At 63.3% G+C, this 13,677-nt stretch carries 13 protein-coding genes (1 of these 13 cut by a window edge); 3 read left to right on the top strand and 10 right to left on the bottom strand.

Annotated features, from left to right (window positions below; genetic code table 11):
• Positions 1–26 precede the first annotated feature (26 nt).
• The gene (locus FNJ84_RS11715) at positions 27–314 is read left to right on the top strand and encodes an I78 family peptidase inhibitor (RefSeq protein ID WP_185968504.1); all 288 of its coding nucleotides are present in this window, start codon (positions 27–29) and stop codon (positions 312–314) included.
• On the opposite strand, the gene FNJ84_RS11710 is transcribed toward FNJ84_RS11715, so the two are convergent.
• The 8 genes from FNJ84_RS11710 to phaC all read right to left on the bottom strand — a co-directional run bounded on the left by FNJ84_RS11710 (position 301) and on the right by phaC (position 11,420).
• A complete protein-coding gene (locus FNJ84_RS11710) occupies positions 301–1,479 on the bottom strand; it encodes a hypothetical protein (RefSeq protein WP_143793301.1) in 1,179 nt (392 codons plus the stop codon). The two genes, FNJ84_RS11715 and FNJ84_RS11710, sit on opposite strands and share 14 nt — an antisense overlap.
• 17 nt (positions 1,480–1,496) lie before the next feature.
• Positions 1,497–3,683: an excinuclease ABC subunit UvrB gene (gene uvrB / locus FNJ84_RS11705; RefSeq protein ID WP_143793300.1), complete on the bottom strand. Its 2,187-nt coding sequence runs from the start codon at positions 3,681–3,683 to the stop codon at positions 1,497–1,499.
• Between the two features lie 75 nt (positions 3,684–3,758).
• Positions 3,759–4,976 carry an FAD-binding oxidoreductase gene (locus FNJ84_RS11700; RefSeq protein ID WP_143793510.1) on the bottom strand — a complete coding sequence of 406 codons (1,218 nt, stop codon included), beginning with the start codon at positions 4,974–4,976 and terminating at the stop codon, positions 3,759–3,761.
• 264 nt (positions 4,977–5,240) lie between these two features.
• Complete coding sequence (cobO, locus tag FNJ84_RS11695) at positions 5,241–5,861, bottom strand: cob(I)yrinic acid a,c-diamide adenosyltransferase (RefSeq protein ID WP_143793299.1); 621 nt, start codon at positions 5,859–5,861, stop codon at positions 5,241–5,243.
• A 65-nt stretch (positions 5,862–5,926) separates the two neighbouring features.
• Entirely contained in the window at positions 5,927–7,153 is a 1,227-nt protein-coding gene (locus FNJ84_RS11690; protein ID WP_143793298.1) for an FAD-binding oxidoreductase, read from the bottom strand.
• The gene (locus FNJ84_RS11685; RefSeq protein ID WP_143793297.1) at positions 7,146–8,798 is read right to left on the bottom strand and encodes a long-chain fatty acid--CoA ligase; all 1,653 of its coding nucleotides are present in this window, start codon (positions 8,796–8,798) and stop codon (positions 7,146–7,148) included. Before FNJ84_RS11685 ends, FNJ84_RS11690 begins: the two co-directional genes overlap by 8 nt.
• 199 nt (positions 8,799–8,997) lie before the next feature.
• On the bottom strand, positions 8,998–9,453 hold the full coding sequence (locus FNJ84_RS11680; protein ID WP_143793296.1) for a Phasin: 456 nt from the start codon (positions 9,451–9,453) through the stop codon (positions 8,998–9,000).
• 173 nt (positions 9,454–9,626) lie between these two features.
• Positions 9,627–11,420, bottom strand: a complete 1,794-nt coding sequence (gene phaC, locus FNJ84_RS11675; protein ID WP_255471181.1) for a class I poly(R)-hydroxyalkanoic acid synthase — start codon at positions 11,418–11,420, stop codon at positions 9,627–9,629.
• Here phaC and FNJ84_RS22370 point away from each other — a divergent pair.
• Together FNJ84_RS22370 and phaZ are read left to right on the top strand one after the other, a co-directional pair.
• A complete protein-coding gene (locus FNJ84_RS22370; RefSeq protein ID WP_255471180.1) occupies positions 11,419–11,982 on the top strand; it encodes a hypothetical protein in 564 nt (187 codons plus the stop codon). The genes phaC and FNJ84_RS22370 overlap by 2 nt on opposite strands.
• Positions 11,983–12,134: 152 nt before the next feature.
• Positions 12,135–13,439, top strand: coding sequence for a polyhydroxyalkanoate depolymerase (gene phaZ / locus FNJ84_RS11670; RefSeq protein ID WP_370454601.1), 1,305 nt, complete (start codon positions 12,135–12,137; stop codon positions 13,437–13,439).
• 78 nt (positions 13,440–13,517) lie between these two features.
• Here phaZ and FNJ84_RS22365 read toward each other — a convergent pair whose 3' ends face one another.
• Both FNJ84_RS22365 and FNJ84_RS11665 read right to left on the bottom strand, forming a co-directional pair.
• Positions 13,518–13,640 (bottom strand): hypothetical protein, encoded by a 123-nt coding sequence (locus tag FNJ84_RS22365; RefSeq protein WP_255471179.1) that lies wholly within the window; start codon positions 13,638–13,640, stop codon positions 13,518–13,520.
• Positions 13,618–13,677, bottom strand: the end of a protein-coding gene (locus FNJ84_RS11665) for a carboxylesterase (RefSeq protein ID WP_143793294.1). Its footprint extends 801 nt past the window's final position; 60 of the gene's 861 nt are visible here — the last part of the coding sequence; its start codon lies off the right edge, out of view — the gene reads right to left on this strand; it ends in the stop codon at positions 13,618–13,620. The genes FNJ84_RS22365 and FNJ84_RS11665 overlap by 23 nt, the downstream gene beginning before the upstream one ends.

The raw sequence follows: 13,677 nt of genomic DNA, 5'->3' as shown, positions 1-13,677 counted from the left end.
CGGACCTAGCGAATTTGGAAGACACCATGCGCCACCCTTTGCCCGCCCTGACCCTTGGCCTGCTGATGCTGGCCGCCTGCGAAACCGCGCCGCCCGCCGTTGTGCCGACCGTTCCCGCCGCAGGTGCGACGGCCGGATGCACCGATGCCTATCAGTCGCTGGTCGGCAGCAATATCGGCGCGGTGACCCTGCCCACCGGGCTAAGCCACCGCATCATCCCGCCCAATACCGCCTATACCGAAGATTTCAGCCCCGACCGCCTGAACATCTTTGTCGATGACAAGGGTTGGATCACGCGCGTCACCTGCGGCTAGAGGTCGCAACGCCCAGCCTTTCGCCATTGGCATCAAGGAAGTCATTGGCAAAGCTGAGCGCAGCCCAGGCCTCATAGGTAAAACGGTCATAGGTGCTGTGATCGGGTTCCATGACGCGGAACATGAAATTCGGGTTGTTCTGAAACTCATAGCGTTCCTCGGCCCCCTTCAGGCGCTGGACCAGTTCCTGCGCCGGAAGATTGCCGATGATCACGAAGAACAGCTGCGGCTTGCCGTGACGCGGCAATTCCCGCGACAGCGCCACCGGAAACAGCTGGTATTCCCCCGGCTCAAGGTTCAGTTCCTGCCGGATTTCCAACTCGATCCCATAGCGCAGCAGGTCATAGCCATATTCGCCCCCGCCAGTGCTGTCAGGCGGCAATTCATAGACACCCGACACGCTGCAATGAATGCGCGCCTGATTGATCGAGCCAAGCCACTGGCTGCGTTCGCGCATCAGCGCCTGCCCGTCGCGCGAAAACAGGATGCCGGCCACGCCAAGCGTGTTGGCCAGGCCCGATTCCGACAGCGGCACCAGCCGGTGATCCAGTGGCGGTTCGAACCCGTTGCGGATGGTCAGGATGCCGGGCGGCAGCGCGCCCGAATTGGTGTCGACCGAAAGGTTGGTGGCGATCTGGTCGAAATACCGGGCCCGTTGCAGGGTCATCACCGCCGCGTCACGATCAAAGGCGCGCAGCCGGGCGCTGTGGTTGTTTTCCCATTCCTGATCCGGGCCGATCCGGCGCAACCGGCCGGTTTTCTTGAAAAACTCGATCATCGCATCGCGATGCGGTTGCAGGGCCACGGGCACGTAATATCGCGTCGGTTCCAGCCGGATGCGCAGTTGGTCGATATCGACCGCGCCCTTCGTCACAATCGGATGCAGGCCCTCGCTGTAAAAGGCGACCGTCTCGGCGTAAAGCAGATGGCCGCGGAACTCGTCCGTGCGGGCATAGCCGCGAAACCAGCGTTCCAGTTGCTTGCGATCCATTGTGTAAAGCGGCGTCGGATCAGCGGGGTCAAGGCCATGGCGGACAACGCCGGGCCGCGTCCACATGTCCGAGGCGACGCGAAAGAAGGAACCGGGAAAAGACAAATCCCCCGCCTCGCCCGATCGTTTCAGGCTGGCGGCGGCATGGTGCATCAGGTTCAGGATCTTGCGCATGCCGCAGTCCTAGCCGATCAGCGCCGCCGTTTCGACCGTTTGTTGCCGCCGCGCTGCCCCGCCCGGCCCGCCGTCGACCGGCCCGAGCCCTTCACCGCATCCTCGGCCGCCGCCTCGATCACCGATTGCCGCGCCAGCGGGTCGTCGGCGATGGCCAGATCGACGGCTTCCAGCCGCTTGACCTCGTCGCGCAGGCGGGCGGCTTCCTCGAATTCCAGGTTCTCGGCGGCCTTGCGCATCGCGGCGCGCATCGCGTCCAGATGGGCCTGAAGGTTCGCGCCCACCATCGGCTTGTCAATCTTGGTTGTGATCCGCGACTGATCAGTATCGCCCTGCCACAGGCCCGCCAGAACATCCTCGACATTCTTGCGCACGGTCTGGGGCGTGATCCCGTGTTCGAGGTTATAGGCATGCTGTTTTGCCCGCCGCCGATCCGTTTCGGCAATGGCGCGCTCCATGCTGCCGGTCATCTTGTCGGCATAAAGGATCACCCGCCCGTCGGCATTCCGCGCCGCCCGGCCAATGGTCTGGATCAGCGAGGTTTCCGACCGCAGGAAGCCTTCCTTATCCGCATCCAAAATCGCCACCAGCCCGCATTCGGGAATATCCAAGCCCTCGCGCAGCAGGTTGATGCCCACCAGCACGTCAAAGGCGCCAAGGCGCAGGTCGCGCAGGATCTCGATCCGCTCGATCGTGTCGATGTCGCTATGCATGTAGCGGACCTTGATCCCCTGTTCATGCATGTATTCGGTCAGGTCCTCGGCCATGCGCTTGGTGAGCGTCGTGACCAGCGTGCGCATCCCCGCCGCCGTCACCTTGCGCACCTCGTCCAGCAGGTCATCGACCTGCATTTCCACCGGGCGGATTTCAACCACCGGGTCCAGAAGGCCCGTGGGACGGATCACCTGTTCGGTGAAAACGCCGCCCGTCTGGTCCATTTCCCATTGCGCGGGGGTGGCGCTGACAAAGACCGACTGAGGCCGCATCGCGTCCCATTCCTCGAATTTCAGCGGGCGGTTATCCATGCAGGACGGCAGGCGGAAGCCATGTTCCGCCAGCGTGAACTTGCGCCGGAAGTCGCCGCGATACATGCCGCCGATCTGAGGCACCGAGACATGGGATTCATCCGCGAAAACAATGGCATTGTCGGGGATGAATTCGAACAGCGTGGGGGGCGGCTCGCCCGGCGCACGGCCCGTCAGATAGCGCGAATAATTCTCGATCCCGTTGCAGACGCCGGTGGCTTCCAGCATCTCCAGATCGAAATTCGTGCGCTGTTCCAGCCGTTGGGCTTCCAGCAGCTTGCCCTCGTCCTGGAACTGCGCCAGCCGGTCGATCAGCTCCTTTCGGATGCCCTTGATCGCCTGCTGCATGGTCGGGCGCGGGGTGACGTAATGGCTGTTCGCATAGATGCGGATCTGCTTGAAATTATCGGTCTTTTGCCCGGTCAGCGGATCAAATTCTGTGATCGCCTCAAGCTCATTTCCGAAGAAATCGAACCGCCATGCCCGATCCTCAAGGTGGGCGGGCCAGACCTCGACCACATCGCCGCGCACGCGGAAACCGCCGCGCTGGAAGGCAGCGTCGAGGCGGCGGTATTGCTGGGCCACCAACTGCCCCAGAAACTCGCGCTGGTCATAGGAATTGCCCACGATCATGTCCTGGGTCATGGCCGAATAGGTCTCGACCGAGCCGATGCCGTAGATGCAGGAAACCGAGGCCACGATGATCACATCGTCGCGTTCCAGCAGCGCGCGGGTGGCCGAATGGCGCATCCGGTCGATGGCCTCGTTGATCTGGGATTCCTTCTCGATATAGGTATCGCTGCGCGCGACATAGGCCTCGGGCTGGTAATAATCGTAATAGCTGACGAAATACTCGACCGCGTTATCGGGGAAGAAGCCCTTGAATTCGCCGTATAATTGCGCGGCCAAGGTCTTGTTCGGGGCAAGGATGATGGCGGGGCGCTGCGTCGCCTCGATCACCTTGGCCATGGTATAGGTCTTGCCGGTCCCGGTCGCCCCCAGCAGCACCTGATCATGTTCGCCATCGGTGACACCCTGCGACAGCTCGGCAATCGCCGTGGGCTGGTCACCCGCGGGCCGAAACTCGCTGGACATGACAAATCGCCGCCCGCCCTCCAGCTTGGGGCGGGACACTTCGGGAAAGCGCGCGACAGGGGCGTTGGTGTTGTTATGGGCCATGCGCCTCAAGGTGGGCGCGCGGGGGCGAAAGTCAAGCCGGGCTGCTGACCGATCGCGTCAGCAGCCCGGTCTGGTTCATCGCCGTTTCAGCCGGTTCGGCTGCAATTCGGCCCAGCCCTGGCCGCCATCCATCTCATCGGCCAGAATTTCCGCCGTCACCGGGCCAAGGGTAAAGCCCTGATGGCCGTGGCCGAAATGCGCCCACAGATTTTCGTGGTCGGGCACGCGGCCCACCACTGGCAGCATATCGGGCATGCAGGGGCGGCGGCCGGTCCAGGGTTCGGCCTCGACCGGCGCGCCGATGTCGAACAGTTCCTTCGCGGCGGCCTCGCCATGTTTCAACTGTGGCGGCGACAGGCGCGGATGCGGGGTCAGCTCGGCGGCGGTGGCGATGCGCAAGCCACGACGCATGGGCGACAGCACCACCGAATTGCCGAAATCGGCGATCGGGTGATTGGGCGGCATCTCCATATGGTAATGCTTGTGATAGCCGCGCTTATAGACCATCGGCACCTTCAGCGCATAGCGCGCCAGCAGCATCGGCGACCATGGCCCAAGCGCGATGACGGCATGTTCGCCCTCGCCCTCGTCGGCGCGCCAGCCCTTGCCAGAGCGATGCAGATCGCCGGCATCGCCGACGATGATCCTGCCGCCACGCTTCTGGAACAGCGCCGCATAGGCCGCCACCAACCCACCGGGATCAGAGCAGTTCCAGCTGTCAGACCAATGAGTTGCACCCTCGACCTGGATCTTGATCGAGGGTTCCAGCGCGGCCAGTTGCCTGCCATCCATCAGCGTCGCCTCGACCCCGAATTCGGTCAGGAAACGATCGGCCACCTTGCGGGCCTTGTCCATCTTGGCCGGCGTCCGGTGCAGTTCGATATAGCCGTCCTTGCGGATGATATTGCCGGCGCCTGCGGCCTCGATCAGGGGTCCGTGGCGTTCGGTCGACTGGCGGATCAGCTTGCCCCAGGTCTGCGAGGCGCGCTTGTGCGCAGCAGGCAGCGAGTTCCTGGCATAGGTCAGCACCGCCTGCGCCTGCGACAGCAGGCCGGGGATGTTCCACTTGACGTCATAGCCGCGACCAAGCGCGATCTGCATCAACGCGCCGGGGGCCAGCGGCATGGCATAGGGTTCGACCGCCTCGGTCTGGATCAGCCCGGCATTGCCATAGCTGGTTTCCCGCCCCGGCGCCGTGCGGTCGATGATCGTGACCTCATGCCCACGCGCCTGCAAGGCCAGTGCCGTGCTGACGCCAACCATTCCCGCGCCGAGAACCAGAATTTCCGCCATTGCCGCCTCCGTGCCGCTTTGCGGCGAGCGATGCAGGATTCGTCGCAATCCGGCAAGAAAAATTGAGCATCCTTCCGTCAGATCAAAAATCTTTGCAAGAATTGATCAGAATAGTCGAATTTACCGGCAGTTTCTTCGAATCCCAGATAGGCGAATCCCGATCCTTGCGATGACAAAGGGGCATCACCCCGCCGCCGGCGGCGAGTGTGATGCCCGGTCACAGAATCAATCAGCATCAATCGGCCGGCACGATGCCGGCCCTGATCAGAACTCGACGCCCCGTTGCGCGACGATCCCCTGGCTTTTGAACGGGTGCTTCACCTCGGTCATCTCGCTGACCAGATCGGCGGCCTCGATCAGGGCGGGGCGGGCATGGCGGCCGGTCAGGATCACATGGGTCATGGGTGGCTTTTCGGCCTGAAGAAAGGCCACGATCCGATCAACATCCAGATAGTCATAGCGGATGGCGATATTGATCTCGTCCAGCAGAACCAGCCGAATATCGGGGTCGCGGATCAGATCCTGCGCCTTGACCCAGGCCGCCTCGGCGGCGGCGATGTCGCGCTGGCGGTCCTGGGTGTCCCAGGTAAAGCCCTCGCCCATGGTGTGAAACTGGCATTCGCGGGCGAAATGCTGCGTCAGGATGCGCTTTTCGCCGGTATCCCAATTGCCCTTGATGAACTGCACCACCGCGCAGGGCATGCCATGGCCGATCGCGCGCATGATCATGCCAAAACCCGAGGATGACTTGCCCTTTCCATTGCCGGTATGGACGATGATCAGCCCCTTTTCGCCGCCCTGCTTGGCCGCCATCATCTTTTTCCGTGCGGTCTGGATCCGCTTCATCTTTTCGGTGTGGCGCTGGTTCTGGTCGATTTCGGTCATGCGATCCTCAAATGCGTTGATCGGAGCAACAGTCGCACAGCACGGATGAAAGCGAAAGCCGCCGGTCAGGCCAGCCGCGCGGGCGAAAGGGTGGGATACGCATCCTGGCCCTCGACCATGTCAGCCAGAATGCCGCCACTGACGGCGGCCAAGGTCAGCCCGTGATGGCCATGGCCGAAATTCGCCCACAGCCCCGGCTGGCCCGGAACTGCGCCGATCACCGGCAGCATATCGGGCATGCAGGGCCGCCGACCGGACCAGATGCCGGGTTCAGCAGGCGAAAGCGGGCCAAGCAACTGGGTCGCCGCCGCCTCGCCCCGGCGCAATTGCGGCGGGTCTGCATCGGGTCGGGCCGCCAGATCGGCGCCGGTGCAGATGCGCAGCCCGGCGCGCATGGGCGCAAGGACGATACCGTTTTCGGCGTCGACCAGCACGTGATCCGGCGCGGCGGTGGCCGTGTAATGGCGGTGATAGCCACGTTTCAGCACCATCGGCACTGACAGGCCAAACCGCGCCAGAACCGCGGGCGACCATGGCCCAAGTGCGATCACCACATGTTCCGCCTGCACGCTTTCGCCATCGGTCAGGCTCAGCCGCCAGCCGCTGCCAGCGCGATCCAGCGCGGCCGCATCACCGCGCAGCAGCTGTCCGCCCCGCCGGACGAACAGATCCGCATAGCGCAGCGTCAGCGCGGCGGGATCGGTCACTGTCCAGCAATCGGCCCAATGCAGCGCGCCGGGCAGATCGGCACGGATCGCCGGTTCCGCCCGGCGCAGCGCCGCCCCGTCCAGCAGTGCCACACCGACGCCGTATTCCGCCCGAAATCGCATTGCCATGGTCTGCACGCCATCCAGCGCCTGAGTGCTGCGATACAGCTCCAGATAGCCCTGACGCCGGATCAGGTCCTCGGCCCCGGCCGCCCTGATCAGCGGCGCATGGGCTGTGCAGGCCTGCGGAATCAGCCGGCGATAGGTGGCGATTGCACGGGTATGGGCCGTGGGCCGGGAATGGCGGGCATAGGCGGCAAGCGCCTTGCCCTGTTCCAGCAGCGCGCGCCAGCACCAGCGGACGTCATTGCTGCGGCCGGCGGCAATGGCCAACAGATCGCGCCGGGCAAGAGGCATGGCGTAAGGCTCGACCGCCTCGGACTGGATGATGCCGGCATTGCCAAAGCTGGTCGCATGCCCCGGCTGATCACGGTCGATCAGGCTGACTGCGTGGCCGCGTTCCTGAAGCGCGAGCCCGGCGCAGACACCGACGATGCCCGCGCCCAGCACAAGGATTTCAGCCATTCTCACCCGTGCGCAGATCGGGATGGACATATTCGCCCAGCTGGTCGCGCAGGGTCAGCTTGCTGATCTTGCCGGTCGCCGTCATCGGCAGTTGCGCGACGTAGACAATGTCGTCGGGCAATTGCCAGCGCGCCAGCGAATGCAGCATCAGCTGATGCAGTTCATCCAGCGTCGGGCGGTCATCGTCGGATTTCGGCACCACCACCAGCAAGGGCCGCTCGTCCCATTTCGGATGCGGCACCGCGATGACGGCGGCCTGCGCCACCTTGGGATGGGCCGCGGCGATGTTTTCCACGTCGATCGAGCTGATCCATTCGCCGCCCGACTTGATCAGATCCTTTGCCCGGTCATGCAATTGCAGATAACCATCGTCCCGGATCGAGGCCACGTCGCCCGTGCCGAACCAGCCCTCGGCGTCCATTGCCTTGGCCGTCGCCGCTTCGTTGTTGTAATAGCCGCTGGTGATGTTGTTGCCGCGCACGTAAAGTTCGCCCTTGGCCTTGCCGTCATGGGGCTGACGCTGGCCGTCATCGCCGACGATCTTGAACTCGACACCAAAGGCCCGGCGACCCTGAGTGGATTTCAGTGCCATGCGTTCATCGAAGGGCGCGCCGTCGATCTGCCAGGGCAAGGCGCCATGGCTGCCGATCGGGCTCATCTCGGTCATCCCCCAGGCGTGGTTCACGGTGACGCCGACCTTTTCATAGGCCTCGATCATCGACCGGGGCGCGGCGCTGCCGCCCACGACCATATGACGAAGCGCAGCGGGTTTGCGGCCGTGCTTTTCAATCGCACCCAGAAGCCCCTGCCAGATGGTCGGCACGCCCCAGGCGCTGGTGACGCCCTCGGTCTCCATCAGGGTCCACAGGCTTTCGCCGTCCAGCGCCGGGCCGGGATGGACCAGATCAGCCCCCATCATCGGCGCCAGATAGGGCAAGCCCCAGGCATTGACGTGAAACAGCGGCACCACGGGCAGGATCCGCGCGTCGCGGCCCATATCGGCGACAAAGCCGCTGACCCCGGTTTGCAGCGCATGCAGCACGCTGGATCGGTGCGTATACAGAACCCCCTTAGGCTCGCCCGTGGTGCCCGAGGTATAGCACAGCGCCGCCGCCGTTTCCTCGTCCAGGTCCGGCCAGTCGCGTTTTGTCGGCTGGCCGTCCAGAAGATCCTCGTAGCACAGCGCATCCAGCGTGGTTTCGGGCATATGCGCGGCATCGGTCATGATGACATAGCGCATGTCGGCCGGAAGCTGGTCGCGCAGCTTTTCCAGCACCGGAACGAAGGTCAGATCAGTGAACAGGATCCGGTCGGCGGCGTGATGGGTGATATAGATCAGCTGCTCGGCCGACAGGCGCGGGTTGATCGTGTGACAGATGGCACCGATGTTCGAGATGGCGAAATACAGCTCCATATGGCGATAGCCGTTCCAGGCCAGGGTCGCGACCCGGTCGCCAAGCACGATGCCCAGCTGTTCCAGCGCGAATGACATCTGCGCCACCCGCGCCTGCATCTGGCGATAGTCGGTGCGGTGAATGTCGCCCTCGACGCGGCGCGAGACAATGGTGGCGTGGTCATGGACCTCGGCTGCGTAATCCAGAAGGCCGCTGATCAGCAGCGGCCGATGCATCATCAGACCCTTCATCGGTGTCCTCCTCCGTCTTGCGGATAGGCCCGGCGCCCTTTCCGCATCCCCCGGCAGTTTGCGAGCCACGGCGGCGCAAATCAAGCGGTTGCGGTTGGCATGATCGGGTCAGGACGCAGCGAAAGAACGGCACTGCCGCGCAAAAAGAAAAAGGGGCGCCGAAGCACCCCTTTTCCCAAAGTCTCAGACCTTGCAGCGATTACTTCGCAGCAGCAGCCGTGGTGGCTTTCTTGACAGCAGCCTGGGCGTCTTTGGTCGCTTTTTCAGCAACTTTCTGCGCGTCGGCAGCGAATTCCTTGCCCGAGGACAGCATCAGGTCGACGGTGTCCATCTGAACTTTTTTCGCAACTTCAGCGAAGGCAGCCATGTGCTCGGCGGCCAGTTCAGCAGCGGCCGAAGCGAAGTCGGTCACGGCTTTGGCGTATTCCGAAGGCTCTTGCTTGGAAGCAGCCAGCTCGCCAACGCGGGCGATGCTGTCTTTGGCCCAACGAGCCGAGATGTCGGTCGAACGCTCGGCAGCTTCCAGAGCAACTTTCGACAGCTTCTCGCCCAGAGCCGACTGCGACTTCACGGCTTCCTGGAACGACGAGGTGTCGACCGGGAAGTTGGCGAACAGGTCCTGGAAGGCTTTGGTGTAATCAGGGGTCTTGGCCATGTCATATCTCCTTTACGGCGGTGTGGTAGATCGGTCTTGCCAGCCTGCAACCACAGCGCGTTATCCGTTTCGTAGTTGCAATATGAATGCTGCGGCGCGGCATTTCAAGAGATTTTTTGCTGCAATGCAGAAAAAACTCTGACAGCCGCGCCGCAGACCGACCAAGCCCCTGATCAGTCGTCGTTTTTCAGACCACCCCGTTCGTGAACATAGACGCCCGGCGCGGGGCCATAGCCCTTTCCGGGGTCGCGCGCCGGCACTTTTTCGCCGGCCCGGCCGGCCAGCCACTCGCCCCAATGCGGCCACCAGCTGCCCTGATTGAACTTGGCTGATTCCTTCCACAAAGCCGAGTCGTGGCTGAAATCCTGCCCGCCGGTGTAATGGCCGTATTTCTTTTTCGACGGCGGATTGACGATCCCGGCGATATGCCCGGATTCGGACAGGATGAACCGCTTGTCAGGGCTGCCCATCAGCGCAACCCCGCGCCAGCAATCCTTCCAGGGCGCGATATGATCCGTCTCGCAGGCGACCGAGCACAATGGCAGCGTCACATCCGACAGCCGCACCATTTCGCCCATCACCTTGAACCCGTCCGTGGCAAAGGCGTTCTTCTGGCACAGCTCGCGCAGATATTCGATCGTCATCCGCGCAGGCAGATTGGTGCTGTCGCCATTCCAGTAAAGCAGATCGAAAGCCGGCGGCGTCTCGCCCATCATATAGCTGCGGATCGCCGGGCCCCAGACCAGATCATTGGCGCGCAGAAAGCTCATCGTGCGCGACATGATCTGCGATTTCAGGATGCCGTCGCGCTGCACCTCTGCCTCGATGCCATCGACGAAATCATCCTGAAGGAAGGTCGTGAACTCTCCCTGATCGGAAAAATCGGTCAGGGTGGTGAAGAAGGTGGCGCTGTTGACGCGCGGATCCCCCTTCTTGGCCATCAGCGCCAGCGTCAGCGACAAGGTCGTGCCGGCGATGCAATAGCCGACGGCATTCAGCTTTTCGGCCTCGGTCAATGTCTGGACGGTCTGCATCGCATCCAGATAGGCGGCAACGTAATGATCCATGCCCACATCGGCATAGCTGGGATCGGGGTTCTTCCAGGACACGATGAACAGCGTGTGCCCCTGATCGACCAGCCAGCGGATCAGGCTGTTCTGCGGCTTCAGGTCGAGGATATAGAACTTGTTGATCCAGGGCGGGAAGATGATCAGCGGCAGTTCATGGACCTGATCGGTCGTCGGCTTGTACTGGATCAGTTCATAAAGCGGCGTGCGGTGAACCACCGTGCCCTCGGCCGTGCCGATATTCTCGCCCACGGTAAAGGCATCGCGATCCGCCAGCGAGACCAGCATCTCGCCGCTGTTCATTTCCACGTCGCGGACCAGGTTTTCCAGCCCCTTGACCAGACTTTCGCCCTCGGTCTCGACGGCCTTTTCCAAAGCGTCTGGATTGGTGGCCAGAAAATTCGTCGGCGCCATCATGTCGATGATCTGGCCGGTCAGCCAGTTCACCCGCCGCCGCGCGGTTTCATCGGGCAGGTCCAGATCGGCGCTGGCCGCCGACATGGCCTGGGCGTTGATCTCATATTGCCGGCGGACATAGCTGAAGAAGGGATGCGACCGCCACAGCGGGTTGGCAAAACGCTTGTCGCCGGGTGCCTCGCCCGTATCCTCGTCGTCGGGCGCCTCGCCACGGGCCAGCGCGGCCTGCGCACGGGCATAGTGTTTCAGCGTCTCACCCCAGAAATTCACCTGCTGCCCGATGATCCGTGAAGGCTGCTCGGTCAGGGTCTTCATCCAGGCGCCGGCTGCTGTCACATACAGGTCCGGGCCGGGCATCTCGACCGCAGGGTTTGGCATCTTGCGATGGGTCAGCGCCTTGACCAGCCGCTGATTCAGCAATTCGATCCGTTCCAGATTTTCCGTCAGCCCCTGCGCCAGCGCCCCCTTGCCCAGATTTGGCATGATCCGCGCAAAGGCGGCCTCGAAGGCGTCGGCGGGATTCGTGGCGAATTGCGCCGACGCGGCCTCTGCCGCAGCGGGCGCCGCCGCCGCCGCGCTGTCGCTTGCGCGGGTCGAGGCAGCCTCGGACACCGTTTTGGCGGATGCCGATGCTGGGGCCGCGACCTTTGCGGGCTGTTTGGCGGCGGTATTGCCGCGTGCGGCCGTCTTTGTGGCTTTTGCAGGCGTTGCGGCCGGCTTCGGGGCCGGCTTCGAAGTTGCGCGCCTGGTCGCTGCGCCGGTCTTTTCTGCGCTGCGGCTGGCGGCGGGGGCCGTGGTCTTTGCGGTGGCCGCCCCGGCTTTGCGACGGGTTGCCGCGGCCGGCTTGGCGGCCGGTTTCGCAGCCTCTGCGGCGGCGATTTTGGCGGGCGAAGGCTTTGCCGCAGCGCGGCGGCCCGCCGGGGCCTCGGCCGGTTTCGCCTTTGCGACCAGAGGTTTTTCGGATGTTGCGCCCTTGCCGCGCTGCCGCGACACTTTAGTATCGGTTTTATCGGCTTTGCTTGCCATGACCGCAACTCCCCCCTAACAAGGTCTTGATCATATGCGCAGAGCGCAGGGGCCGTAAAGCCGGGTTTCAGACGCGAAACCGCCATGAAACCCAGCAAAATCCGCTCTGCGCTGCAGAAAGGACAAAGCGTGGCGACCAAGGGTATCAAGGGCATCGTTTCCTATGACGCGATGGAAACGATTCGAAATACCAACGAATGGATCGGCGCGACAACGCGCGCCTTTGCAAATTATCCGGCCTTTGCGCTGATCCCCAATCCGATGTTTCGGGTAATGACCGCATGGGGCGGCGTGATCGAGCGCAGCTTTTCCCGCATGGTCATGAAACCGGACTGGGAGATTCCGCCCATCGCCGGCGAGGACGGGCAGGACCATATCGTCTATGTCGAACCCGAGCTTCAGCGTCCCTTTGGCGACCTTGTCCGGTTCCGTGTCGCCCGCCGCAACCCCTTGCCGCGCAAGGTGCTGCTGGTCGCCCCCATGTCGGGCCATTACGCGACGCTGCTGCGGTCAACTGTCACCTCTCTACTGCCCGATTGCGACGTATATGTGACGGATTGGCACAATGCCCGCGATATTCCGGTCAGCAAGGGCAAGTTCGACATCGAGGATTACACCGCCTATCTGGTCGAGTTCATCCGCCATCTGGGCCCCGACACCAATGTCATCGCCGTCTGCCAGCCCGCGCCTCTTGCCCTGGCCGCGACCGCGATTCTGGCGGAAGAAGATCCCAAGTCCCAGCCCCGCACCCTGACACTGATCGGTGGCCCGGTCGATCCCGACGCCGCCGCCACCGAGGTGACCGATTTCGGCAACCGCATGACCATGGGCCAGCTGGAACATCTGGCGATCCAGTCGGTCGGCTTCAAATATGCCGGGGCGGGCCGCATGGTCTATCCGGGTCTGGCGCAGCTGAGCTCGTTCATCGCGATGAATGCCGACACCCATGCCAAGGCCTTCATGGACAAGATCCTGGCCGACGCGCGGGGCGAGGGCAGCGAAAGCGACCGCCACAACCGGTTCTATGACGAATATCTGGCGGTCATGGACATGACGGCCGAGTTCTACCTGTCAACGGTCGAACGGATCTTCAAGAATCTGGAAATCGCGCAGAACCGCTTTACGGTGAACGGCAAGACCGTCGATATCGGCAAGATCACCGATGTCGCGGTGATGACGGTCGAGGGCGCGAATGACGATATTTCCGCGCCCGGACAATGTGTCGCCGCACTGGCGCTGTGCACCGGCGTGCCCGACGGGAAGAAATTCCAGCATCTAGAGGCCGATGCCGGCCATTACGGCATCTTCGCAGGCAAAAGCTGGCGCCTGAACATCCGGCCTCTGGTTCTTGATTTCATTGACGAGAACATCGGAATCGGCCAGCGCCGCCGCCGCTCTGGCCCAAGTGCGGTCGATGGCGGCCAGCCTCATCGGGGCAAGAGCGGCCCGGAAAATACCGCCAAGATGGCCGTCTGAAGGGATAACCGGCCTTCGACCGGCAGCGGGGCAGACGCCGGCTTGCCCCGACCGCCGGACATCCCGGCATCCACTCGATCAGGGCAGATCGCGACGGATCCAGTCCGTCAGAATATCCGCGACCTGGGTGGTCATGCCCGGCGACAGCACCTCGCCGGCGATGACATGGCCGGCCGGGTCATCCCCCGGACCCAGCTGCAACCTGTGGCGCGTCACTTCGCCGCCCCAGAGGCCGGCG

It is taken from the genome of Paracoccus sp. M683 (assembly GCF_007096355.1).
Lineage (GTDB): Bacteria > Pseudomonadota > Alphaproteobacteria > Rhodobacterales > Rhodobacteraceae > Paracoccus.
This window is presented reverse-complemented; position numbering and strand designations above follow the sequence as displayed.

What these genes read in the sequence shown, in the direction of transcription:
- FNJ84_RS11715 (WP_185968504.1), top strand. Translation starts at nt 27, where the DNA reads ATGCGCCACCCTTTGCCCGCCCTGACCCTTGGCCTGCTGATGCTGGCC.
- FNJ84_RS11710 (WP_143793301.1), bottom strand. Translation starts at nt 1,479, where the DNA reads ATGCGCAAGATCCTGAACCTGATGCACCATGCCGCCGCCAGCCTGAAA.
- uvrB (WP_143793300.1), bottom strand. Translation starts at nt 3,683, where the DNA reads ATGGCCCATAACAACACCAACGCCCCTGTCGCGCGCTTTCCCGAAGTG.
- FNJ84_RS11700 (WP_143793510.1), bottom strand. Translation starts at nt 4,976, where the DNA reads ATGGCGGAAATTCTGGTTCTCGGCGCGGGAATGGTTGGCGTCAGCACG.
- cobO (WP_143793299.1), bottom strand. Translation starts at nt 5,861, where the DNA reads ATGACCGAAATCGACCAGAACCAGCGCCACACCGAAAAGATGAAGCGG.
- FNJ84_RS11690 (WP_143793298.1), bottom strand. Translation starts at nt 7,153, where the DNA reads ATGGCTGAAATCCTTGTGCTGGGCGCGGGCATCGTCGGTGTCTGCGCC.
- FNJ84_RS11685 (WP_143793297.1), bottom strand. Translation starts at nt 8,798, where the DNA reads ATGAAGGGTCTGATGATGCATCGGCCGCTGCTGATCAGCGGCCTTCTG.
- FNJ84_RS11680 (WP_143793296.1), bottom strand. Translation starts at nt 9,453, where the DNA reads ATGGCCAAGACCCCTGATTACACCAAAGCCTTCCAGGACCTGTTCGCC.
- FNJ84_RS22370 (WP_255471180.1), top strand. Translation starts at nt 11,419, where the DNA reads ATGATCCGCGCAAAGGCGGCCTCGAAGGCGTCGGCGGGATTCGTGGCG.
- phaC (WP_255471181.1), bottom strand. Translation starts at nt 11,420, where the DNA reads ATGCCAAATCTGGGCAAGGGGGCGCTGGCGCAGGGGCTGACGGAAAAT.
- phaZ (WP_370454601.1), top strand. Translation starts at nt 12,135, where the DNA reads ATGGAAACGATTCGAAATACCAACGAATGGATCGGCGCGACAACGCGC.